The organism is Shinella zoogloeoides (assembly GCF_020883495.1).
GTDB lineage: Bacteria > Pseudomonadota > Alphaproteobacteria > Rhizobiales > Rhizobiaceae > Shinella > Shinella zoogloeoides.
The window spans coordinates 1,818,632-1,841,898 of record NZ_CP086610.1 but is presented as its reverse complement, the minus strand read 5'-3'; the positions used below and the strand labels follow the sequence as shown (position 1 = coordinate 1,841,898).

Below are 23,267 nucleotides of genomic sequence, written 5' to 3'. Positions count from 1 at the left end.
GCGGCCGTCAATTGATGACGAATTCACCCTTCAGCGCGCGCCACTCCGTCGCCGAGATGAGGCGGCGGTGGACGTAGCGCACGGAATGGATGGGGCCGTCCAGCTTCTCCTGCCAGAACTTCAGGAAGCTCTTCATCTCCGGGAAATCCGGGGCAAGATCGTAGTGCTGCCAGATATAGGTCTGCAGGAATTGCTGGTGATCCGGCATGCGGTAGAGGATCTGGGCCGTGGTCATGCCGTAGCCCTTGAGCTGCATTGCCATGTCGTTCGTCATAGCGGACCTCATCGCGTGATGAATGATGGTCCCTGCAATTGAACGCCCTTCAAGGTTAATGAAGGCTTAATATCGTGTCCGTATCGGGAATATTTCTTTGAAAACAGGATGTTGGCAGCACTCCCCATGGAGTGCTGCCAGAAGGTCCTAGCGCTTGAGGTGGCGCGTCAGGCGGGCGTCGAGCCAGGCCCAGAGGTTGCGCAGCAGCTCCACGATCAGCAGGTAGATCAGCGCGGCCCAGATATAGGTCTGGGGATCGAAGGTGCGGGAGAAGGCGAGGCGCGTCTGCCCCATCAGGTCGAGAACCGTGACAATGGCGACGATGGCCGAGCCCTTGATCATCAGGATGATCTCGTTGCCGTAGGGGCGCAGCGCCACGATGAGAGCCTGCGGCAGGATGACCTTGAAGAAGGTGACCTTCTTCGGCAGGCCGAGCGCGGATGCGCCTTCATGCTGGCCGCGCGGCACGCTCTCGATGGCGCCGCGCAGGATTTCGGCCTGGTAGGCGGCGGTGTTGAGCGTGAAGGCGAGGAGCGCGCAGTTCCAGGCGTCGCGGAAGAACCACCAGAGGCCGAGCGACTTCAGCTCCGGGGAGAAGCTGCCGAGACCGTAATAGATGAGGAAGAGCTGGGTCAGCAGCGGCGTACCGCGGAAGAAATAGACATAGCCGGCGGCGAACCAGGAGAAGACCGGGTTCTTCGACATGCGCGCGAAGGCCAGCGGCAGCGACAGGACGCCGCCGAGCGAAACGGAGATGACGACGAGCAGCAGCGTGACGCCGAGACCCGAAAGGTAGTTCGGCCCGTATTTCGCGAATTTCTCCGGGTCCCAGCCGTTGACGATGAGCATGAAGACGCCGACGGCGAGCGCCAGCCAGACGCCCATGAAGACATTGCCGAAGAGGCGGCCGGCGGTGAAGGGCTTGGGCGGCAGCGGCGGCGGGGCCTGCGGCGGGATAAGGGTGGCAACGTGGCTCATCGCGCGACCTCCGAACGTTTGGCCCATTTCTCGATGCGCGAGAAGACGAGGGAGGAGATGAAGGCGAGGACGAGGAACAGAAGGCAGGCAAGGCTATAGAAGGCGAAGGCTTCCTTGGTCACGCGCGCGGCGACGCCCGTCTGGCGCAGGATATCCGGCAGGCCGATGACGGAGACGAGGGCCGTGTCCTTCAGCAGCGCCATCCAGAGATTGCCGAGGCCGGGCAGGGCGACGCGGATGAGCTGCGGCAACACGATGAGCTGCATGGTGCGGCCGTGATGCAGGCCGAGCGCATAGCCCGCCTCGTACTGGCCGCGCGGGATGGCCTTGAAGGCCGACAGCAGCACCTCGGAGCAATAGGCCGAGAAGACCGCGCCGAGCGCGACCATGCCGGCGAAGAAGGCGCTGATCTCGATCTGGCCATCGAAACCGAGCGCGGCCATGAAGTTCTGCACGAGAATCTGCAGGCCGTAATAGACGATGGTGAGCGTCAGGAACTCCGGCAGGCCGCGGAAGAGGGTGGTGTAGATATTGGCCGAACGCCGGAGCGCGGGTTCATCCGACTGCTTTGCGAGCGCGATGAAGAAGCCGAGCATGAGGCCGACCGGCAGGGTGGCGATGGCGAGACTTGCCGTTACCAGCACGCCGAAGGCGATCTCGTCGCCCCAGCCTGCGGCGCCGCATGCCAGAAGCGTATCGCCCGCGAAAAGAGTGAAGACGCCGACCGGACCGCAGAAGGGATCGATGATCCCCAAAAATGCGGATACCGCATCGACGATGGCGGTGAAGAACCCGCTCATGCCAGAAATACCCCCCGATATGCTTATTGTCAGGACGCCTTGGTGCGCCTGTCTTTTCTTATACGCAACTACTCAGACAAAAAGAGCGGGAGAGCAAGCCCTCCCGCCCGTGCATTCTGGTGATGGGGTCAGAAAAAACCCGCATGACACCAGCGCGCCGCATATCACTCGCCGTAGACGTCGAAGGGGAAGTACTTGGCGTTGATTTCCTGGTACTTGCCGCTGGCGCGGATGGCTGCGATCGCCGCGGTGAACTTGTCGGCCAGCGGGTCGCCCTTGCGTACCGCGATGCCGGCGCCTTCGCCGTTGATGACCGGGTCGATCGGCAGGGTGCCGAGCAGCTTGCAGCAGGCGCCGTCTTCCGTCTTCAGCCATTCCGACAGGACCACCACGTCGTCGATGGCGGCGTCGATGCGGCCGTTGGCGATGTCGAGCTTGTACTCGTCCGAGGTCGGGTACATCTTGATGTCGGCATCCTTCATATGCGCCTGGGCATAGTTGGAATGGGTCGTGGAACCCTGCGCGCCGAGCGACTTGCCGGCAAGCGCTTCAGGCGTCGCTTCCTTGATATCGGAATCCTTCGGCACGATGATGGCCGGCGGCGTGTTGTAGTACTTCTTGGAGAAGTCGACCTTTTCCTTGCGCTCGGCGGTGATCGACATGGATGCGACGATGGCGTCGTACTTCTTGGCGATCAGGCCGGGGATGATGCCGTCCCAGTCCTGCGCGACGAAGGTGCAGTCGGCCTTCATCTCTTCGCAGAGCGCCTTGGCGATGTCGACGTCGAAGCCGGTAAGCGTGCCGTCCGATTCGAGGACGTTGAAGGGCGGGTAGGCGCCTTCCGTGCCGATCACGATCTTCTCGCCGTCCGCCATCGCCGCGGAGGAGGCGAACAGGGCGAGCGCCGCGGCCGAAGCTGCGAGCGTGAGACGTTTGGAAATACGCATTGTAGTCCTCTCAGTTGAAGGCTCTCCGGTTGTTTTTTTTGTCCGGGCCTTGATGGGAAGCGGGCAGGCCTGCCCGCTTGGGTTGGATAATCGTCCCGTTTCCGCCCAAAAATCAACTGTTTTTCCGCCGTTTTTCCGCCCGCTTTCCCCGACAATTTCGCGCCCGCCCCTGGCCGGGCCGGTGGCGGGGCCTATCTGGCCCCTTCATGGCGCGCGTTCAGCCGAGGTTCAGGCGCGTATGGCTAGGGCTTTGCAGGAATACGGGTGATTTGCCGGCCGATGGAAAAACCGGTAGGCAGCCCGCGAAATCAACAAGACGGGACACCGTGAGGACAAAACGATGACTTTCCGCTCCAAACTCTTCGCAACCGTGGCGCTGCCGGTGCTGTCGGTATCGCTGGTCGCAACGCCGACCCTCGCCGACGCCCTGATGAAGCCTTTCGAGGTTGCCCAGGAAAGCTCCGGCCCCACGGAGGAGGAGCTTCTCCAGCAGCAGCAGGAACAGCAGCGCGCCGCCGAGGAAGAGGCCCAGCGCCAGGCCGAGGAGCAGCAGCGTCAGGCTGAAGAGCAGCAGCGCGCCGCCGAAGAGGAAGCGCAGCGTCAGGCCGAGGAACAGCAGCGCCAGGCTGAAGAGCAGCGCGCCGCCGAGGAAGAAGCCCAGCGCCAGGCCGAACAGCAGCGGGCTGCGGAAGAAGAGGCTCAGCGCGCCGCCGAAGAGGAGGCACAGCGCCAGGCCGAGCAGCAGCGCGCCGCCGACGAGGAGGCGCAGCGTCAGGCCGAGCAGCAGAAGGCGGCCGAAGAGGAAGCCCAGCGTGCCGCCGAGCAGCAGAAGGCCGCCGAAGAGGAGGCCCAGCGCGCTGCCGAACAGCAGAAGGCCGCTGACGAGGAGGCCCAGCAGGCCGCCGAGCAGCAGAAGGCTGCGGAAGAAGAGGCCCAGCGCGCCGCCGAAGAGCAGCAGCGTCAGGCCGAAGAACAGCAGAAGGCCGCCGAGGAACAGCAGAAGGCTGCCGAAGAACAGCAGCAACAGCAGCAGCAGACCGAAGAGCAGCCGGTAGAGGAACAGCCGGCGGAAGAACAGCAGGCCGAGCAGCCTGCCGTGGAGCCGCAGGGCGAGCAGCCGGCCGTTACCGAAGAGGTTCCGGCTGAACCGGCGAGCGAGCAGCAGCCGTCGACGGCCGAGACCGGCGAGGCTCCGGTGGTGGTTGTGCCGGAGGTGGTCGACACCATGACGGAAGAGCAGAAGCAGGAAATCGCGGAAGATCCGGGCAAGACCGACGAGACGGTCGTGCTGCCGGTCGAGAACGGCGCCGCCGTGCTCGACAGCGACAAGGACGCCGACAATCTCGGTGGCCAGACGAGCCGCGAGGAACGCCGCAAGCAGCGCGAGGAACAGCGGGCGCAGGAAGAGGTTCCGCTTCCCGATTCGGACGTTTCGGCTCAGGCTGCGATTTCCGAGGAGGTCCGCGAGGCCGTGCCGCAGAAGATCGAGGCTGCCATCAAGGAAGAGGGCAAGCGTCTTGATGCCGCGCCCGTCTTCGAGGTGCCGCAGACGACCAACATCGTCAACAACACTGTGATCAACAACACGGTCATCAACAACACCGTCAACAACAACGTGGTGAACAACAACATCACGCGGGTGGACGTGGTGGAGAAGATCGATAACCGCACGGTCCTGTCGGTCGGCGACCGGCTGTTCGTGCGCGGCGACGACCGTCCGCGCCTGCGCCGCGACTCGGAAGAGGTCTACTACGACAACCTCGCCCGCGGCCGCACCCGCGAAACGATCGTTCGCCCCGGCGGCGTGCAGATCGTGACGATCTACGACCGTTACGGCGACATCATCCAGCGCTCGCGCGTCGGCCGCGACGGCCGTGAATACATCATCGCCTATGCGCCGGAGCGCGAGGAGGATGCGCCGCGTCCGGACTTCGTGGATGTCGGCTACGAGCTGCCGCCGATGCGCCTGCGCATTCCGCTGCGCGACTACATCGTCGATACGTCGAGCGAGCCGGACCGGGATTACTACGACTTCCTGTCGGAGCCGCCGGTCGAGCGCGTCGAGCGCGTCTATACGATCGACGAGGTGAAGCATTCCGCCCGCCTGCGCGACAAGGTGCGCCGTATCGACCTCGATACGATCACCTTCGCCACCGGCAGCGCCGAGGTGCCCATGTCGCAGGCCCGCACGCTGCGCAAGGTCGCAGAAGCCATGGAGAAGGTTCTGGACAAGGACCCGGGCGAGACCTTCCTCATCGAAGGCCATACGGATGCCGTCGGTTCGGACAAGTCGAACCTCATCCTGTCGGACCTGCGCGCCGAAGCGGTCGCCAACCTCCTGACCGAGGTCTACGGCATTCCGCCGGAAAACCTGCAGACGCAGGGCTATGGCGAGCGCTTCCTGAAGGTGCGTACGGACGCTGCCGAACAGCAGAACCGCCGCGTCACCATCCGCCGCGTCACGACGCTGGTGCGTCCGGTCGCGAACGCGAACTGATTTTCCGGTTACGGGGAAACGGGAGGCCGCGGGAGAAATCCCGCGGCCTTTTCGCGTCCGCGGTTCAGGCGGGGGCCGGAAGGCCGGTGATCGCCACCACGAAGTCGGCGATGGCGGCGGTGTCGTCGAGGTCGAAGACGGGAAGTGTCGTGTCGGTCACCGCATGGTCGGCGGCGATGGCGGCGATATGCGGGTCCTCGGGGGCGAGCGGCGTGCGGTTGGCCGATTCAATCCGGCGCGCCTCGATCTTGGGGATCGGCTCGCGCTTGTAGCCTTCGATCAGCACGAGGTCGCAGGGGGCGAGGCGGGCGAGGATTTCCTCGAAGGAGGGTTCCGGCGCGCCGCGCAGTTCGTGCATGATGGCGTAGCGCGTGCCGGAGACGATGGTGACCTCGTGCGCGCCGGCCTGCCGGTGGCGGTAGCTGTCGGCGCCCACCTTGTCGATGTCGAAATCGTGGTGGGCGTGCTTGATGGTCGAGACGCGGTAGCCGCGGGCGACCAGTTCTGTGACGAGGCGAACGGCAAGGCCCGTCTTGCCGGAATTCTTCCAGCCCGCGATGCCGAAGATCTTTGGTCGTGTCATCGTTCCAGCACCCGCAGCCAGGTTTCCGCCGCCTTGAGGTCGTCCGGCGTGTTGATGTTGAAGAAGGGATCGAGATCGCCCTCGATTGTCCCGACAGGCGGGAAATCCACCGCCTGCGCCCGGTGTCGATCCATGTAGCTGCGCATGCGCAGCGCTCCGCCGCCGGCAAGCCAGGCGGCAAGGTCGTCCGTCAGGGCGACGGGCCATAGCGCGAAGACGGGGTGAGGGCCATGTGCCGAGCGGGCATGGACGATGCGCTCCGGCGTATCGACGGCCTCGGCCAGCCGCGCCACGAGGTCGGCGGGAAAGAAGGGGCTGTCCGTCGGCACCGTCGCGATGTGGCTCGTCTCGGGGTGGAAGCGCCGCGCATGGTCGAGCACGGCGAGCACGCCGCCGAGCGGGCCGGAGCGCGTTGCATCGAGGTCGGCGAAGACCGGCAAGTCCTCGCCGGGCGCGAAGAGGACGGGGCCGTTGGCGTTGACGGCGAGCGCGGACACCTGCGGGCGCAGCCGCCGGGCGGCTCGGTCGATCAGCGCCGTGCCGCCGAGCCGGAGGCCCGCCTTGTCCTGTCCCATGCGGGAAGACAGGCCGCCGGCCAGGATCACGCCCGGTATCGCTTCGTTCAATGCCATTTCGCTCTCGTGGGCATGCTTGCCGTCCCTCGGGTCTAGTCGGTCCGGGCGGCGGCGGCAAGGGAGGAGAATGTCACGGGGATTCGGGTTTCGAGCGCTGCGCCACGGCCTTCGTGCGGCGCAGGTTCTCGCGGTAGAAGGTGTAGAGGCCGGAGGCGACGATGACCGCGACGCCGACCGTCATCCAGAAGTCCGGCACTTCGCCGAAGAACAGGAAGCCGATGGCGATGGCCCAGATGAGACTGGTATAGCGGAAGGGGGCGATGAAGGAGATTTCGCCGGTGCGCATGGCGGTGACGAGCGTCTGGTAGCCGACGAGCAGCAGCGCGCTCGCCATTGCCAGCCGCGCCAGGACATCCGGCTGCACCGGCTGCCAGCCGCCCATCGGCACGACGAGCACGCCGCCGACCAGGGTGATGACCACGGCCGTGACGGCGCTGACGAAGATCGAGGGGACGTCGCTGCGGATCCTGCGCGTGGCAAGATCGCGCGCCGCCGCGCCGATGACCGAGGCGATGACGTAGATCGCCGCCATGGAAAAGCCTTCCGGGCCGGGGCGGATGACGATCAGCACACCGGCAAAGCCCGCTGCGATGGCAAGCCAGCGCCGCCAGCCGACTTCTTCGCCGAGGAAGAGCGCTGCGCCGAGCGTGACGGCGAGCGGCAGGGCCTGAAGAATCGCCGAGGTGTTGGCGAGCGGCATGGCGCCGAGGGCGGAGACATAGGCGAGCGAGGCGAAGACTTCCGAGACCAGGCGCAGCGCGACGGCCGGCTCCAGCACGATCCGCCAGGAGCCGAGCGCGCCCATCCATTTTGCGATGAGAAGCACGAGCACGCTCGTCATCAGCCCGCGCAGGAACAGGATCTGCCCCGTGTTCATGGCGTGGGTGACGGATTTGACGAGGGCGTCGTTACAGGTGAAGGCGGCCATGCCGACCGCCATGTAGATCGCGCCCCGGCCGTTCGAATTGGGGTTCATGGGGTGATTCCAAGCGTTTTCCGCCCCTCATAGGCCCGATGGGCGGCATTTTCCACCGGGCAGCCGACAAGGCGCGCTCGCTGGGCTATTTCCCCGCCTCGTAGACGACATAGCTTTCGGCCGCCGGGTCCGGGTCGCCGTAGGTGGGATCGACCTCGAAACGGGTCAGGATGAAGTCGCCGTTGCGGAACAGCCATTCGCCGCTGTCCCAGGCGTCGCCGATGCCGCGCCAGGCGGCGTGGCTGGTGATGGTGCGCGTCTTTTCGTCGAAGCCGGCATTGACGAGCAGGCCCGTGGCGCGGAAGCCGCGAACCTTCGGATCGGCCTTCAGCCTGCTCATTTCCTCGTCCGCATAGGCATAGTCGAGGTCGGGCGTGGCGAAGGCGACGAGCTTCAGCGTCTCCTCGTCGCTCTTCTTCAGCACGAAGGCGTGGCGGATGTTGTAGGCGCCGGAGCCGCAGAAGAGCTGGTAGAGGACGGCCTCGACCGGCTCGCCGTCGGGGTTGTAGTCCGGCTTGTAGGAGAAGCGGTAGACCGAGTGGCCGTAGTTCTCGCCGTCCGGCTCGGCCATGGGGACTTCTTCCATGCCGTTCATGTCGCAGTCCGTGCCGAAGGCGGTTTTCACCAGCGTCTCGGCGGCCTCGATGCCCTCCGGCCGGTCGGCGGCGAAGCTGGTCGCGGGCAGGGCGGCGCAGAGAAGGGCGGCAAGGAGGATTTTCACCGGAACCTCGCTTCGACGGATCAGCCGCCCGTGACGCTCATGTGGCGGGCGACGGCCGGGCGGTTACGCCGGTCGATGATGAAGTCGTGGCCCTTCGGCTTGCGGCCGATGGCCTCGTCTATCGCCTGCGAGAGCAGGGCGTCGTCATCGGAGGCGCGCAGCGGCAGGCGCAGGTCGGCCGCGTCGTTCTGGCCGAGACACATATAGAGCGTTCCGGTGCAGGTGAGGCGGACGCGATTGCAGCTTTCGCAGAAATTATGCGTCATCGGCGTGATGAGGCCGAGACGGCCGCCGGTCTCCTCGACCGTCACGTAGCGTGCGGGGCCGCCGGTTCGGTAGGCGTTTTCGGTGAGCGTGAACTGCTCGGCAAGGCGGGCACGCATTTCCGAGAGCGGAAGATAGCGGTCGGTGCGGTCTTCCTCGATCTCGCCCATCGGCATGGTTTCGATAAGGGTGAGGTCCATGCCGCGGCCGTGCGCCCAGCGCATCAGGTCGGGGATTTCGTGGTCGTTGAAGTCCTTCAGCGCCACGGCGTTGATCTTGATCTTGAGGCCGGCCGCCTGTGCGGCGTCGATGCCCTCCATGACCTTGGAGAGTTCGCCCCAGCGGGTGATCGTCCTGAATTTTTCCGGATCGAGCGTGTCGAGGGAGACGTTGATGCGGCGAACGCCGCAATCGGCAAGCTCGGCGGCGTGCTTGGAAAGCTGCGAGCCGTTGGTCGTCAGCGTGAGTTCGTCGAGGCGGCCGTCATGCACATGCGCGCCGAGTTCGCGCACGAGATGCATGATGTTCTTGCGCACGAGGGGTTCGCCGCCCGTCAGGCGCAGTTTGCGCACGCCCTTGGCGATAAAGGCGGAACAGAGCCGGCTCAGCTCTTCGAGCGTCAGGAGGTCCTTCTTCGGCAGGAACGTCATGTTCTCCGCCATGCAGTAAGTACAGCGGAAATCGCAGCGGTCCGTAACGGAGACGCGCAGATAGGTGACGGCGCGCCCGAAGGGGTCGATCATCGGGGCTTGGGACTGCGCGACCGGGTTCGCGCCATTCCAGGGTCCTGCATACGAGTTCAAGCGGCTTCCTCCTTACCGACATGTCGTGCGCCGGGGGCGCGCCGTCAAGCCGATGGAAGGATTATGACAGCATTTTCAGCCTTGCACATCCCCCGCTTGCGGCATAGTCCTTCGCGAAATCCAAGGGAAAAGGATCCGGCATGAGCGACTTCTGGCCCACCGAACTGCGCGTTTCCAAGGATCGCCAGCGCCTCGTCGTCACCTTCAACGACGGCGCGAGCTTCGACCTTTCCGCCGAGATGCTGCGCGTGCTTTCGCCCTCCGCCGAGGTGAAGGGCCATGGGCCGGGGCAGGAGGTGACGGTGCCGGGCAAGCGCAACGTCGCGATCATCTCCATGACGCCGACGGGCAATTACGCCGTGCGCATCGGCTTCGACGACTTTCACGATACCGGCATCTACACCTGGTCCTATCTGCGGGAACTCGGGGAAAAAGGCGCAGACCTCTTCGCGGACTACGAGCGCGTGCTTGCGGAGAAGGGCATGAGCCGCGATATTTCGGAAAAGCCGCGATAACGCCGGCCATCCATTCAGGAAACGGGAGAGGCCCTTGGCGGCGGAAGCGAACGCAAACGATCTGACCCAGGTCGTGGTGCTGCTGGCGGCGGGTGTCGCAGCGGTGCCGGTCTTCAAGAAGATCGGCCTCGGCTCGGTGCTCGGCTATCTGGCGGCGGGGCTGGCGATCGGTCCCTTCGGCTTCGGTTTCTTTGCCGAGCCGCAGGCGATCATCCATGTCGCCGAACTCGGCGTCGTGATGTTCCTCTTCATCATCGGCCTCGAAATGCAGCCCTCGAAACTCTGGGGCATGCGCAAGGACATTTTCGGCCTCGGGGCCTTGCAGGTGCTTGCCGCCATGGCGGCGTTGACGGGCATCGGGCTTTCCTTCGGCTTCCCGCTGATTCCCTCCTTCGTCGCCGGCACCGGCTTCGTGCTGACCTCCACCGCCATCGTCATGCAGATGCTGCAGGAGCGCGGCACGCTCTCGACGCTCAAGGGCCAGCGCATCATCGCGATCCTGCTCTTCGAGGACCTTGCGATCGTGCCGCTGCTCGCCATCGTCACGCTGCTCGGCACGGGCGCGGCGGCGACGGATGCGTCGGAGCGCTGGATGGCGATCGGCATCGCCATCGGCGCCGTCTTCGCGCTGGTTCTGGCGGGGCGCTACCTGCTCAACCCGCTGTTCCGGGTGCTGGCCGCTTCCGGCGCGCGCGAGGTGATGACGGCGGCGGCGCTGCTGGTGGTGCTCGGCTCGGCGCTCGCCATGCAGGTCTCGGGCCTCTCTATGGCCATGGGCGCGTTCCTTGCCGGCGTGCTGCTTTCCGAATCCGCATTCCGCCACCAGCTCGAGGCCGATATCGAGCCGTTTCGCGGCATCCTGCTCGGCCTCTTCTTCCTCGGCGTCGGTATGGCGATCGACCTGACGGTGATCGCCGCCAACTGGAAGCTCGTCGTGGCGAGCGTCATCGGCTACATGATCGCCAAGACCGTGATCATCTACATCGTCGCGCGCCTTGTCGGCACCTGCCATGGCGAAAGTCTGGAGCGGGCGGTGCTGATGGCGCAGGGCGGCGAATTCGCCTTCGTGCTCTATGCCGCCGCCGTTGCCGCCGGCATCCTCAATGGCGAGCAGAACGCCATCCTGACGGCGACGATCATCATTTCCATGGTCCTGACGCCGCTGATGGTCATGCTGCACGACCGCCTCGCGCCCAAGCCGCAGGTTTCCGTCGAGGGGCTGACGCTGCCGGAAAATGTCGAGGGCACGGTGCTGATGATCGGCTTCGGCCGCTTCGGCCAGATCGTCAGCCAGCCGCTGCTGGCGCGCGGCTATACGCTGTCGCTGATCGACAAGGATGCGGAATTCGTGCGCGACGCCTCGGAATTCGGCTTCAAGGTCTATTACGGCGACGGCTCGCGCATCGACATCCTGCATGCGGCGGGCGCGGCGACGGCGAAGGCCATCCTCATCTGCATCGACGACAAGGACGCGGCGGTGAAGATCGCCGAGGTCGTGCATGAGGAATTCCCGCTCGTGCCGCTCCTCGCCCGCGCCTATGACCGCGGCCATGCCATCGACCTCGTGCATGCGGGCGTCGATTTCCAGATCCGCGAGACCTTCGAATCCGCCATGCTCTTCAGCCGCGAGACGCTGAAGGCGCTCGGCGAGGACGAGGAGCTTGCGAGCGAGGTCGTGGACGAATTCCGCGATACCGATCGCGAGCGCTTCGCGCTCGAAACGGTCGGCGGCATCTATGCCGGTCGCCAGCTCATCCGCGGCAATGCCCAGCCCGCCGACATAGTGGCGGCACGCACCGGGCGGGTGCGGGCGGCGGCGGAGGAGGAGCGCCAGCGCCACGCCGAGGAAGGCGCGAATTGACGTTACGCAATCTGCTGTAGCGACTCAGCGCAACATGCGGCATGTCTAATGAAAAAGGACATGAGGCGCGCATGAACAAGGGACGTCTGGAAGCCTTCAGCGATGGCGTGATCGCCATCATCATCACGATCATGGTGCTGCAACTGACGGTGCCGAAGGAGCCGACATTCGCGGCGCTGCTGCCGCTGATGCCGGTCTTTCTCGGCTATCTGCTCAGCTTCGTCTATGTCGCGATCTACTGGAACAACCATCATCACCTGCTGACGGTGTGCGACAATGCCAGCGGCAGCGTGCTTTGGGCGAACATGCATCTGCTGTTCTGGATGTCGCTCATTCCCTTCGTGACCGCCTGGATGGGCAACAATCCGGCAGCGGCCATCCCCACGGCGCTCTACGGGGCGATCCTGCTGCTCTCGGCCATCGCCTACGAGATATTGCAGGTCCGCATCGTTGCCGTGCATCCGGATGCCGAGCGGGTGCGCGAGGCGCTCGGACGGGATTTCAAGGGGCGCTTCTCGCCGCTCTTCTATCTTGCGGCAATCGGGCTTGCTTTCGTCTCGCCGGTGATTTCCCATCTCATCTATGCCGCCGTCGCGCTGCTCTGGATCGTGCCCGACCGGCGGCTCGAACGCCTGTAACCGAAAGGATCCGCCATGACGGCGACGAACGACGACCGTTTCGCCCAGTCCGCGTTCCTGCGCGCACGGGGAACCGCCAGCGAGGGCAAGGTTGCCTTCGCCGAACTGTTCTTCGATCTCATCTTCGTGCTGACGATCATCCAGCTTTCCCATGCGCTGGCCGCCCATTATTCGCCGCTCGGCCTGGTGGAGGCGGCGATGCTGATGCTGGCCGTCTGGTGGGTGTGGATCTACACGACCTGGGCGACGAACTGGCTGGACCCGGACAAGGCGCCGGTGCGCCTCCTGCTCTTCGTGCTGATGTTCCTCGGCCTGATGCTCTCCATCGCCATTCCGACGGCTTTCGGCACGGGCGGGCTGCTCTTCGCGCTTACCTATGTCGCCATGCAGATCGGCCGCTCGGCCTTCACGGCCTATGCGATGCGGCGGGACTGGCCGGAGAACAGCCGGAACTTTACCCGCATCACCGTCTGGACCGTATTTTCCGCGGTGTTCTGGATCGCCGGCGCTTTCGTCGAGCATGAGGCGCGGCTGGCGCTCTGGCTTCTCGCCCTCGGCATAGAATATGCGTCGCCTGCGCTCGGCTTCGCGGTGCCGGGCCTCGGGCGCTCGACGGTGAGCGACTGGCAGGTCTCCGGCGAGCATATGGCGGAGCGTTGCGCGCTCTTCGTCATCATCTGCCTCGGCGAGACGATCCTCGTCACCGGGCGGACCGTCGCGGCGATGGAACTGCTCGACGGCTTCACCATCCTGCTCCTGGCCGTCGCCTTTCTCTCGACGGCGACCATGTGGTGGATCTACTTCCGCTTCGGCCATGGCGAGGCGGCGCATCTGATCGAGCATTCGGCGACGCCGGGGCGCATCGCCCGCATGGCCTTCACCTATGCCCATATCCCCATCGTCGCGGGTATCGTGCTTTCGGCGGTGGCGGAGGAATTCGCGCTCGCCCATCCGCACGGCCATGTCGACTTCAAGACGGCGAGCGCCATCATCGGCGGGCCGGTCGTCTTCCTGCTCGGCAATATCTGGTTCAAGGCGGCGATCCGTGGCCGCTCGCCGCTGTCGCATCTCGTCGGCGTCGGCGCGCTGCTGGCGCTGTCGCTGGTCGCGCCTGTCGTCGAGCCCTATCAGCTCTTCATGGCGGCCGCCGTGGTGCTGTTCGGCGTCGCCGTCTGGGAGTTCCTGTCGCTGAAATCGACGCAGGCGGACGATGTCGCGGTCGTCTAGGGCCAATCGACATTCAGCCCATGCCGGCCTGCAAATGGCGCTTTTGCGGGCTTCCGGTGCTCACGTACCGAAAGTACGCTGCGCGCCGGGTCCCGCAAAAGCACCCTTTTCGGCTCAGCCTGAACTGAATGTCGATTGGCCCTAGGCCTCGTCCTCGCTTGTCTCCATCGTCTGGAGGATATGGATGATATCCTCCATCGCCTCGGCCACCTGAAGGCAACGGTCGGCGGGTGTCTGCGACATGATGCGCTCGATCATGCCGGTCTGGATGTGCATGGCCTGCATGGTGAGGTCGCGGCCGGTCTCGGTCAGGGAAAGGCGCAGCACGCGCTTGTCCTTCGTATCCGGTCGGCGCTCGATCAGGCCGCGCTTTTCCAGTTGCGGCAGCAGCATGCTCATATTCGAGCGGCCGACGAGCAGCTTGTGGGCCAGCTCCTGCTGGGAAATGCCGTCGAAGCGGTAGAGATTGATCAGGATGTCGAGATGCGGCGTCTTGATGTCGAGGTCCGCAATCGCCCTGGTCATCGCCTGCTGCATGAGCTGGCAGGCGCGCGCCACGCCGATCCAGCTTCGAAAGCGCGGATGATCCCAGGGGAAGGCTTGATTTTTGTTCATCGTCGTACTTTATTGTTCAGCATTGAACATTTTTCGCGGATTCGCACTATGGCATCCTTTGGCTTGAAGGTCATCCGGCTCGCGCTTTCGGGCGTCGCCAAGGTTTCTCCCCATGCGGCCGGCCGCGCCGCCTTCCGTATCTTCGCCACCACGCCCGGCCGCAAGCCGCGCACGGCGAAGGAGAAGGAGCTGCTGGCCCGCTCCGACGGCTGGATGCGGCAGGCGCAGCGCGTGGAGCTGCGCTTTGCCGGTGGCACGGCCGTCGCGCACCGCTTTGCCGCGCGTCCCTGCGAGGCCTTTGCCGGGCGGGTTCTGGTGGTGCATGGCTGGGGTTCGCGCGCGGCCTATCTTTCGGCCCTGACGGAGGGGCTGGTCGCCGCCGGGCATGAGGTGGTGGCGCTCGACCTGCCGGGGCACGGCGCCTCGCGCGGCCGCACGCTGACGCTGCCGATGGCTGTGCGCGCCATCGATGCGGCCTGGCAGCGCTTCGGCGGCTTCGATTATTTCTGCGGCCATTCCTTCGGCGGTGCGTCGCTTGCCTGCGCGGCGAGCGGCCTCGTGCCCTCGGTGCCGGCCCACCGGCCGCGCCGGCTCGTCACCATCGGCTCGCCCAGCGAGATGACCTGGCTGTTCAAGGATCTCGGCCGGCTGCTGAAGCTCGACCCCAAGGCGCAGGTCGCGCTGGAGGGCCATGTCGAGCGCATCGCCGGCGCGCCGCTGTCGGCCTTCGACGCGGCGAACGGGGCAGGGCGGCTGAATGTGCCGATGCTCGTCGTCCATGCGGAGGACGACAAGGAAGTGGCCGCCAGCCACGCGCGCCGCTATGCCGCCTCCGGTCCCAATGTCACGCTCGAATGGGCCAACGGCTTCGGCCACCGCCGGATCGTTTCGGCCGAGCCGGTGATCGGCCGCATCGTCGATTTCCTGGCCGAGGACGGGCGGCGCATCGCCGCCTGACGGGCTTTCCGTCCCGAGGATGGCATGCGAGGGTGCGCTGCGCCGGAACAGGGCAACGCACAGGAGAAGAGCATGACCATCGTCACGTCGGTCGAAGAACTGAACGCCCTCTATGGCGAGCCGGGCGAAGCCTCGCTGATCAAGGTGACGGATTACCTGCTGCCCGAATACCGCACGATGATCGAGGCCTCGCCCTTCATGGCGCTTGCCACCGTCGGGCCGGAAGGGCTGGACTGCTCGCCGCGCGGCGATGCCGGATCGGTGATCCATATCGAGGACGAGCGCACGCTGATGCTGCCGGACTGGCGCGGCAACAACCGCATCGATTCGCTTTCCAACATCGTGCGCGATCCGCGCGTGGCGCTGATGTTCCTCATTCCCGGCTCCAGCACGAGCATGCGCGTCAACGGCCGCGCGGTGGTGCGCATCGACGAGGCGATCACGCAGCGCTTCGTCATGGATGGCCGGCACCCGCGCTCGGTCGTCGTCATGTCGATCGAGGCGGTCTATTCGCAATGCGCCCGGGCCGTGCTGCGCGCCGATCTCTGGAATCCCGAAAAATTCCGCGATCCCTCCCTCCTGCCGACGGTGGGGCAGATGCTCGCCTCGGTCCGGAAGGATTTCGATGGCCGGGCCTATGACAGGGAATGGCCCGGTCGGGCGGCAAAAACCATGTGGTGAGGCGGGCGGGCGAATATCCGGCCCCGCCGGCCCGTCTAGACAGGGAACGGCTGCGGCCGAATGTGGAGCAGGACATGCGGACAGGACTTTTTGCGGCGGCTTGCGCCGCGGTGTTGACGATTTCGGCGGGCGCGGCCCGGGCGGACGAGCTGCTCGAAAGCTACAGCGCCTATATCGGTCAGGACGACCTCTACAATTCCTATGACGAGCGGCTGACGCAGCCCTGGCAGGTCATCCGCCAGGACCGCGCCAATGTGCATCGCTTCGGCGTCCGCCAGCCGGGGGATGACGTGGACGACTTCTTCGCTTCGGCCCGCAACCGCGAGCTTGCCGAGCGCATGATCCGCAACGGTACGATCGAGCGCCGCGCGGCGCGCGCCCTGCTGAATGGCGACGTTCGTATCCATGTCGAAATCTGGCGCGGTGGCGATGGCGACTATATCAACGTCTCGGTGGACTAAACGCGGCCTTGCCGTGACGGTCGCGCTGGCGGCCGGTCTGTCGGCGGCCGGCGCCGCCGAGCCGGACCTTGCGGCGCGTCTCGACCTGCTGGTCGGGGCCTATCCGGAAAGCCTTTCCGGTGTGGAGGGCAACAGGCTCGTCTTTCGCGATGGCGGGCCGCCGCTCGAAATAGACGACGGCAAGGCCAAGGACCATCAGGCGGCGCTTGCTGCCGGAGACGTCGAGGACAGCCTGCGCCAGCTCTATCCCCTCGGGGCCTGCGACGGGAAACCGGCGGTCGATGACGATCCGGGCCGCATCCGCAGCGATGCGCTGATGATGCGGCTTTACGGCAAGTCGGCGAAGGCGGTCGCGGCCGACCTCGTTGCCGTCGACTGGTTCGGCGAAACCTTGCGCGTGACGAAGCGGCAGGGCGCGGCGGCGGCTCTGGAGAAGGTGCGCGACGCGCTTGCGGAAAAGCCGGAGCTGAAGCGCTATCTCGCCCCGTCCGCCGGCACCTTCAACTGGCGCAAGGTTTCCGGCGCGCCGAACATGTCGGTCCACAGTTTCGGCGCGGCCATCGACCTCAATACGAAATTCGCCGATTACTGGGTCTGGTCCGGTGGCAAGCCGGGCAGGGTGCCGAAATATGCCAACAAATATCCGCTGGAGATCGTCGAGATTTTCGAGCGGTACGGCTTCGTCTGGGGCGGGCGCTGGTATCACTACGACACCATGCATTTCGAATACCGTCCCGAGCTGATCGCCATAGCGAAAGCGGCAGGCGCGTCGGCCTGCCGCTGATCCGCTCAATCCCTGACGATGACCGTCGTGCCGGCCGTCACCTGCGCATAGAGGTGCTCGACGTCTTCGTTCGCCATGCGGATGCAGCCCGAGGATTGCGCCTTGCCGAGCGAGGACGGCTGGTTGGTGCCGTGGATGCGGTAGATGGTCGAGCCGAGATAGATGGCGCGCGAGCCGAGCGGATTGTCGAGGCCGCCCTTCATGGAAACCGGCAGGACCTTGCCTCTCTTCGCTTCGCGGGCGCGCATGTCCGCCGGCGGCGTCCAGGTCGGCCATTCGGTCTTGCGCGTCACCTTTTCCGAGCCGGTCCAGATGAAGCCCTCGCGGCCGACGCTGACGGCGTATTTCATGGCGAGGCCAGAGCCGAGCACGTGGTAGAGGCGGCGCTCGGAATTATCGACGATGATCGTGCCGGGCGCGGCCTCCTCGGTGAAGGCGACGAGTTCGCGGGCGATGGGGGCGCGGGAAACGGCGGCGACCTTCTTTTCCGAGGCCACCGGCTTGCCGCCGGACAGGACCTGAAGCCAGCCGGTCTTCTGCGTGGAGGAGGAGAGCGAGGCGATTTCGGTCCGGCCGTTCGCATTGTCGGCGGCGACGGCTGCGCCGGCGGTGGCGAGAAGACCTGCGGCAAGGGCGATAGCGAGCGTTTTCATTGTCCTGTCCCTGTCTGAAGGGCCGGGTCTTGTCTGCCCGGCGTCGTGTTCTGATAGGGACGTTGTAGGACAGCGCCGCGCGCCGCGATGTTCCGGCGGGAACAGGCCTCAGAAGGGCTGGATCCAGGCGAGGCTGCTCAGCATCAGGACGGCGATCATCGTCATTTCGAGAAATCCGGTTTGCATGGCGTGCTCCTCCTGCCGCGCAAACGCATGAGGCGCGCCGTGGTTCCATCGGGGCGGGCCGCCGGGGGATGCTCCTTACCGAAACGCAAAAACGGCGCCGCAGGGGCGCCGTTTCGGGACAGGTCGCGTGGGCTTACTTGCGATAGATAAGCCAGCTCTTGGCGAAATCCTTCTTCATGCCGTCCTCGAAGACCACGACCCGGTTGCGCCCGCCATTCTTGGCGCAATAGAGCGCGATATCGGCCTTGGAATAGAGTTCGCCCGGGCCTTCCGCCCAGGAGGCCATGCAGAAGCCCAGCGAGATGGTGATCGGGCCGTAATTGACGCCGGTCTTGGAGTTCTTGAAGGGCGTGCTCTCCAGCGCGGCGCGGATGCGCTCGGCGATGCCCATCACCTCTTCCTCGGTATTGCCCTCGACGATCATCGCGAATTCCTCGCCGCCGGTGCGCGCCACGAGGATATCCTTGCGCACATGGGCGCGGATCAGGCTGCCGACGGAGGCGAGGATCTTGTCGCCGACCGGATGGCCGTAGGTGTCGTTGATCTTCTTGAAATGGTCGATGTCGGCGAGGATCAGCGCGGTGACGTTGCGCGACATCGTGGAATTGTAGATCGCCGAGAGCCTGTCGTCGAAGGCGCGGCGGTTGGAGAGCTGCGTCAGCGAATCCGTATTGGCGATGCGCTTGTACTCGTCCAGCTCCTTGCGCACGTTCTCCATCTCGCGCGACTTCTGCGTGACGTTCTCCACCATCTCCTTGCCCTGGGTGATGGTGTCGCCGGTCGCCTGCGTGAGGACGTTGATGACGCCCTTGATGATGTCGACGCTGGTGCTGTTCTTGGCCGTGATGCGCACGAAAGTCTCGTCGAGCAGCTTGTTGTAGCTTTCGAGCGAGGTCTGTTCCTGCTTGAGAAGGCGCAGCAGGCTTTCCAGCTCGCTGGCGATCTTCAACTGGACGCCGTCGATGGAGGTCGCGCCGTGGTGGTGGCCGAAATACTGCGCGCCGATCTCGTCCAGCTCCTCCTGCGAGGCCTTGTTGCCAAGGGCGGCGAGTTCGCGCGTCAGCTTGGGGTTCGAGCCGATATAGGCCTCATAGAACAGCTCGTAATTGCGGGGGATGGGAGAAACATTCATTATGCGCATGGCATAGGTCACCTGCGCCGCGATATCCGGCACCTGGACCTTCTGCGCAACTGCCGTGTTCATGGCGGCTTCTCCTGCTTGCCTACGTTGGCTTCCATTCCGTAAAATAAGGCGAAAATGCTTTGGGAATGATTAACGGTTGTAACTGCCGTTACGGAAAGCAGAATGGAAAAAAGGCCGCAAATCCAATGATCTGCGGCCTTCATATTGGAATATTCGGAAAATCTTCCTCAACCCGGCATAATCATTTTTTCCGGGCGTACAACCTCGTCGAACTCCTCGTTCGTGACATAACCGCCCCCGACGGCCTCCTCACGCAGCGTCGTGCCGTTCTTGTGCGCGGTCTTGGCGATCTTGGCGGCGTTGTCGTAGCCGATCTTCGGGGCGAGCGCGGTGACGAGCATCAGCGAGCGGTTGAGCGCAGCCTTGATGTTGTCCTCGCGCGCCTCGATGCCGACGACGCAATTGTCGGTGAAGGAGATGGCGGCGTCCGAGAGGAGCTGGACCGACTGCAGGAAGTTGTAGGCCATCAGCGGGTTGAAGACGTTCAGCTCGAAATGGCCCTGGCTGCCGGCGAAGGTTAGCGAGGCATGGTTGCCGAAGACCTGGGCGCAGACCTGGGTGAGGGCTTCGCACTGGGTCGGGTTGACCTTGCCGGGCATGATGGACGAACCGGGCTCGTTTTCCGGCAGGGAAAGCTCGCCGAGGCCCGAGCGCGGGCCGGAGCCGAGGAAGCGGATGTCGTTGGCGATCTTGAAGAGCGCGGCGGCGGCCGCATTGATCGCGCCGTGCGAGAAGACCATGGAGTCGTGGGCGGCGAGCGCTTCGAACTTGTTCGGCGCGGTCGTGAAGGCGATGCCGGTGATCTTCGCGATGTGATTGGCGACCTTCTCGGCAAAGCCGACCGGCGCGTTGAGGCCTGTGCCGACGGCGGTGCCGCCCTGCGCAAGTTCGCAAAGGCCCGGCAGCGTCAGTTCGATGCGCTTGATCGAGGAGGCGACCTGTGCGGCATAGCCGGAGAATTCCTGGCCGAGGGTCAGCGGGGTCGCGTCCTGCGTGTGCGTGCGGCCGATCTTGATGATGTGGTCGAAGGCCTTCACCTTGGCTTCGAGCGCGGCGTGCAGGTGCTTCAGCGCGGGCAGCAGGTCATGGACGATGCGCTCGGCGCAGGCGATGTGCATGGCCGTCGGATAGGTGTCGTTCGACGACTGGCTCATGTTGACGTGGTCGTTCGGATGCACCGGCTTCTTGGAGCCCATGACGCCGCCGAGCATTTCGATGGCCCGGTTGGAGATGACCTCGTTGGCGTTCATGTTCGACTGGGTGCCCGAACCCGTCTGCCAGACGACGAGCGGGAAATGGTCGTTGAGCTTGCCGTCGATGACTTCCTGCGCGGCGGCGACGATCGTATCGGCGAGCTTGCGGTCGAGGCGGCCGAGTTCCGCATTGGCGCGGGCGGCGGCCTGCTTGACGATGCCGAGGGCGCGGACGACGGACAGCGGCTGCTTTTCCCAGCCGATCTTGAAGTTGCCGAGCGAGCGCTGGGCCTGTGCGCCCCAATAGCGGCTGTTGTCCACTTCGATGGGGCCGAATGTATCCGTTTCCGTGCGCGTCGATGTCATTTTGCTTCCCGCTTTAAGCCCATGCGCTTCGTCCAGCCGCCGGCGATGCCGCCGCATGGGACGCGGCAGGCCGGGCGAGCGCGGACCGTTCAGGGAAGGGCCGCGCGGCGCGAAAAATCGCGCAAATCTCTGGCCCATCTCAGGTAAGGTTGCAAGGGCGGAATCCCCCTCGGCGGACGAGACTTTCGGTTAAAATCGATTAGGCGCGGCAAGGCGCTTTCGCCGGGACGCCGGCGGCCCCGCCGGGCCTGTGCTTTTTCCATCACAACCGACGGCTCATTTTTTGTGGATTTTTTCGAGGGGCGGCGGGGGAAACCTGTCCGAACGCAAAAAATCCGCGTCGATTCAAATTTTTACGCCCGCTCGCGCGTCCTGCCTTTCAAGGTCCGGCATAACGGTTTCGTGAGGTTCGGCGAGGGCGGCGGGAAGGGGCGTTTCCTTTTCATTCACCATCCTTTCCTATAACTTACCGGCCTGCTGGTTCGGGCGCCGCCAGAGACCGCTACGGGCGGTTCATACGGGAATGGATTACGACATATGAAGCTGACAAAGACTGCCGTGCTGGCCGCCGCGCTGGCCGTTTCCTGCGCCGCCATCACGCTGCCTGCCGCGCCCGCCAACGCCATCACGCTGATGGACATCCTGCGCGGCGGCAAGAAGAAGGAGCCGGTGCGCGAGCCGCTTCCCGGCGTGGACGGCGGCGTTTCGCTGCCGAACGCCACGGTGAAGCAGGAGGCCAAGCCCCTGCCGCGCGTCACCGGCCCGCGCTACTATACCTACAAGGCCGATGCGCTGAAGCGCGTCGCCGTCGACAAGCTGGCCGATCCTGTCGTGACCAGCTCGATTTCCACCGATGTCGCGCCGGCGGGCGATGCCGGCATCCGCGCCGCTTTCGCCACGGTGGAGGTGCGTACTACGCCGGACGCCGCCAAGGCGGTCGAGACGTTCTACGGCGATTACAAGAAGCTCGTCTGGATCGACGGCACGGGCATCAGCGAGAAGGCGAAGACCGCCATCGCGGTGCTCGCCGATGCCGCATCCGTCGGCCTCGATCCGTGGGACTATGCGGTGCAGATTCCGTCGGACAGCTTCGACAGCGCCGACATGAACAAGCGCTACAGCGAACTGGCCACCTTCGAGGTCGCCCTGTCCTCCGCCGTTGCGACCTATATCCAGGACGCGGTTCGCGGCCGCATCGATCCGAACCGGATTTCCGGCTATCACGATTTCAAGCGCAAGGACGTCAACCTCGTCGGAGCGCTGAAGAACGTCGTGCTCAGCGGCAACATCCGGAACTATCTGGAAAGCCGTTCGCCGTTGAACGACGATTTCCGCCTGCTGAAGGCCGAGCTTGCGAAGCGGCGGGCCGAGACCGGCGGCGACGATCGCGTGGTCATTGCCGAGGGCACGCTGCTCAAGCCCGGCGAGAGCAACCCGGAACTCGCCAACATCGTCAAGGGTGTCGTCAAGCATGGTTCGGATGCGCTGAAGACCGATCATTCGGTGGCCATCGCCACCTACAAGGGCACGCCGGAATATACGCCCGAGCTGGTCGCCCTCGTCGAGGCCTTCCAGAAAGAGAACGGCCTGAAGCCGGACGGCGTCGTCGGCAAGGCCTCGATCCGCAAGCTGGTCGGCGGCGATTCCGTTGCCGACAAGGTCGCCAAGCTCGAAGTGGCGCTGGAACAGGCGCGCTGGCTGCCGGTCGATCTCGGCGCGCGCCACGTCTTCATCAACCAGCCAGCCTTCATGGTCTATTACCATGAGGACGGGCGCGAGAAATTCTCGATGCGCACGGTCGTCGGCTCCAAGTCGAACCAGACCTATTTCTTCGAGGACCGCGTGCAGACCGTCGAGGTCAACCCGTATTGGGGCGTGCCGCAGTCGATCATCATCAACGAGATGCTGCCGAAGCTGCGTAACGACCCGTCCTATCTCGACCGCATGGGCTATGAAGTGGCTGTCGGCGGGCGGGCGGTGCCGTCCTCCTCGGTCAACTGGCACGGCTCCACGGCGGGCGTTTCCGTGCGCCAGCCGCCGAGCGGCGACAATGCGCTGGGCGAATTGAAGATCCTCTTCCCCAATTCGCACGCCATCTACATGCACGACACGCCTTCGAAGAGCTTCTTCAAGAAGGACATGCGGGCGCTGAGCCATGGCTGCGTGCGCCTTGCCGAGCCGCGCAAGATGGCGGCGGCGGTGCTGGGCATCAGCGAGGCGGATGTCGGCAAGGAGATCGCGGCCGGCGGCAACAGGGCGCTGCCCGTGAAGGCCGATATCCCGATCTACATCACCTATTTCACGGCATGGCCGAACAAGGACGGCGCGGTCGAGTATTTCGACGACGTCTATGGCCGCGACGACTACATGCGCAAGGCGTTCGACGCCACGCGCGCGGCGCGGCAGGCGCAGGGCTGAGCCGACAGTGACCTGAAGAAGAAAGGGCGC

At 65.0% G+C, this 23,267-nt stretch carries 23 protein-coding genes; 10 read left to right on the top strand and 13 right to left on the bottom strand.

Annotated elements, in window-relative coordinates:
• Nucleotides 1-7: 7 nt before the first annotated feature.
• From K8M09_RS09275 to K8M09_RS09260, 4 genes are all read right to left on the bottom strand, one after another.
• Complete coding sequence (locus K8M09_RS09275) at nt 8-274, bottom strand: usg protein (protein WP_160784457.1); 267 nt, start codon at nt 272-274, stop codon at nt 8-10.
• A gap of 147 nt (nt 275-421) precedes the next feature.
• Complete coding sequence (locus tag K8M09_RS09270) at nt 422-1,252, bottom strand: ABC transporter permease (protein WP_160784456.1); 831 nt, start codon at nt 1,250-1,252, stop codon at nt 422-424.
• Nucleotides 1,249-2,052 carry an ABC transporter permease gene (locus tag K8M09_RS09265; protein ID WP_160784455.1) on the bottom strand — a complete coding sequence of 268 codons (804 nt, stop codon included), beginning with the start codon at nt 2,050-2,052 and terminating at the stop codon, nt 1,249-1,251. Before K8M09_RS09265 ends, K8M09_RS09270 begins: the two co-directional genes overlap by 4 nt.
• A 164-nt stretch (nt 2,053-2,216) precedes the next feature.
• Entirely contained in the window at nt 2,217-2,999 is a 783-nt protein-coding gene (locus tag K8M09_RS09260) for an ABC transporter substrate-binding protein (protein ID WP_160784454.1), read from the bottom strand.
• Between the two features lie 340 nt (nt 3,000-3,339).
• Here K8M09_RS09260 and K8M09_RS09255 point away from each other — a divergent pair, with 340 nt between their 5' ends.
• A complete protein-coding gene (locus tag K8M09_RS09255) occupies nt 3,340-5,496 on the top strand; it encodes an OmpA family protein (RefSeq protein WP_160784453.1) in 2,157 nt (718 codons plus the stop codon).
• Between the two features lie 64 nt (nt 5,497-5,560).
• On the opposite strand, the gene mobB is transcribed toward K8M09_RS09255, so the two are convergent.
• The 5 genes from mobB to moaA form a co-directional block, all read right to left on the bottom strand.
• Nucleotides 5,561-6,079: a molybdopterin-guanine dinucleotide biosynthesis protein B gene (gene mobB, locus K8M09_RS09250; RefSeq protein WP_160784452.1), complete on the bottom strand. Its 519-nt coding sequence runs from the start codon at nt 6,077-6,079 to the stop codon at nt 5,561-5,563.
• Nucleotides 6,076-6,711 (bottom strand): molybdenum cofactor guanylyltransferase MobA, encoded by a 636-nt coding sequence (mobA, locus tag K8M09_RS09245; protein WP_160784451.1) that lies wholly within the window; start codon nt 6,709-6,711, stop codon nt 6,076-6,078. Before mobA ends, mobB begins: the two co-directional genes overlap by 4 nt.
• Nucleotides 6,712-6,784: 73 nt before the next feature.
• A complete protein-coding gene (locus K8M09_RS09240) occupies nt 6,785-7,690 on the bottom strand; it encodes a DMT family transporter (RefSeq protein ID WP_160784450.1) in 906 nt (301 codons plus the stop codon).
• Nucleotides 7,691-7,775: 85 nt separating this feature from the next.
• A complete protein-coding gene (locus K8M09_RS09235) occupies nt 7,776-8,411 on the bottom strand; it encodes a DUF1176 domain-containing protein (RefSeq protein ID WP_160784449.1) in 636 nt (211 codons plus the stop codon).
• Between the two features lie 20 nt (nt 8,412-8,431).
• Entirely contained in the window at nt 8,432-9,418 is a 987-nt protein-coding gene (gene moaA / locus K8M09_RS09230) for a GTP 3',8-cyclase MoaA (RefSeq protein ID WP_160784591.1), read from the bottom strand.
• A 200-nt stretch (nt 9,419-9,618) separates the two neighbouring features.
• On the opposite strand from moaA, the gene K8M09_RS09225 reads away from it, so the two are divergent.
• From K8M09_RS09225 to K8M09_RS09210, 4 genes are all read left to right on the top strand, one after another.
• Complete coding sequence (locus tag K8M09_RS09225; protein ID WP_160784448.1) at nt 9,619-9,993, top strand: gamma-butyrobetaine hydroxylase-like domain-containing protein; 375 nt, start codon at nt 9,619-9,621, stop codon at nt 9,991-9,993.
• 34 nt (nt 9,994-10,027) lie between these two features.
• Nucleotides 10,028-11,854 carry a monovalent cation:proton antiporter-2 (CPA2) family protein gene (locus tag K8M09_RS09220; protein ID WP_160784447.1) on the top strand — a complete coding sequence of 609 codons (1,827 nt, stop codon included), beginning with the start codon at nt 10,028-10,030 and terminating at the stop codon, nt 11,852-11,854.
• Between the two features lie 71 nt (nt 11,855-11,925).
• Complete coding sequence (locus tag K8M09_RS09215) at nt 11,926-12,492, top strand: TMEM175 family protein (protein ID WP_160784446.1); 567 nt, start codon at nt 11,926-11,928, stop codon at nt 12,490-12,492.
• A 15-nt stretch (nt 12,493-12,507) separates the two neighbouring features.
• Complete coding sequence (locus tag K8M09_RS09210) at nt 12,508-13,719, top strand: low temperature requirement protein A (RefSeq protein ID WP_160784445.1); 1,212 nt, start codon at nt 12,508-12,510, stop codon at nt 13,717-13,719.
• Between the two features lie 141 nt (nt 13,720-13,860).
• Here K8M09_RS09210 and K8M09_RS09205 read toward each other — a convergent pair whose 3' ends face one another.
• Nucleotides 13,861-14,334, bottom strand: a complete 474-nt coding sequence (locus tag K8M09_RS09205; protein ID WP_160784444.1) for a MarR family winged helix-turn-helix transcriptional regulator — start codon at nt 14,332-14,334, stop codon at nt 13,861-13,863.
• A 48-nt stretch (nt 14,335-14,382) separates the two neighbouring features.
• Here K8M09_RS09205 and K8M09_RS09200 point away from each other — a divergent pair, with 48 nt between their 5' ends.
• From K8M09_RS09200 to K8M09_RS09185, 4 genes are all read left to right on the top strand, one after another.
• On the top strand, nt 14,383-15,291 hold the full coding sequence (locus tag K8M09_RS09200; protein ID WP_160784443.1) for an alpha/beta hydrolase: 909 nt from the start codon (nt 14,383-14,385) through the stop codon (nt 15,289-15,291).
• 72 nt (nt 15,292-15,363) lie between these two features.
• Nucleotides 15,364-15,972, top strand: coding sequence for a pyridoxamine 5'-phosphate oxidase family protein (locus tag K8M09_RS09195; protein WP_160784442.1), 609 nt, complete (start codon nt 15,364-15,366; stop codon nt 15,970-15,972).
• A gap of 74 nt (nt 15,973-16,046) precedes the next feature.
• On the top strand, nt 16,047-16,433 hold the full coding sequence (locus K8M09_RS09190) for a hypothetical protein (protein ID WP_160784441.1): 387 nt from the start codon (nt 16,047-16,049) through the stop codon (nt 16,431-16,433).
• A gap of 13 nt (nt 16,434-16,446) precedes the next feature.
• Complete coding sequence (locus K8M09_RS09185) at nt 16,447-17,217, top strand: M15 family metallopeptidase (RefSeq protein ID WP_229342260.1); 771 nt, start codon at nt 16,447-16,449, stop codon at nt 17,215-17,217.
• A gap of 5 nt (nt 17,218-17,222) precedes the next feature.
• Here K8M09_RS09185 and K8M09_RS09180 read toward each other — a convergent pair whose 3' ends face one another.
• The 3 genes from K8M09_RS09180 to fumC all read right to left on the bottom strand — a co-directional run bounded on the left by K8M09_RS09180 (nt 17,223) and on the right by fumC (nt 20,876).
• Nucleotides 17,223-17,870, bottom strand: a complete 648-nt coding sequence (locus K8M09_RS09180) for a L,D-transpeptidase (RefSeq protein WP_160784439.1) — start codon at nt 17,868-17,870, stop codon at nt 17,223-17,225.
• Between the two features lie 319 nt (nt 17,871-18,189).
• Nucleotides 18,190-19,260: a GGDEF domain-containing protein gene (locus K8M09_RS09175; RefSeq protein ID WP_160784438.1), complete on the bottom strand. Its 1,071-nt coding sequence runs from the start codon at nt 19,258-19,260 to the stop codon at nt 18,190-18,192.
• Between the two features lie 167 nt (nt 19,261-19,427).
• On the bottom strand, nt 19,428-20,876 hold the full coding sequence (fumC, locus tag K8M09_RS09170; protein WP_229342257.1) for a class II fumarate hydratase: 1,449 nt from the start codon (nt 20,874-20,876) through the stop codon (nt 19,428-19,430).
• Nucleotides 20,877-21,356: 480 nt separating this feature from the next.
• Between fumC and K8M09_RS09165 the strand changes: the two genes are divergently transcribed.
• Nucleotides 21,357-23,237, top strand: coding sequence for a L,D-transpeptidase family protein (locus tag K8M09_RS09165; protein WP_160784436.1), 1,881 nt, complete (start codon nt 21,357-21,359; stop codon nt 23,235-23,237).
• Nucleotides 23,238-23,267: the final 30 nt, after the last annotated feature.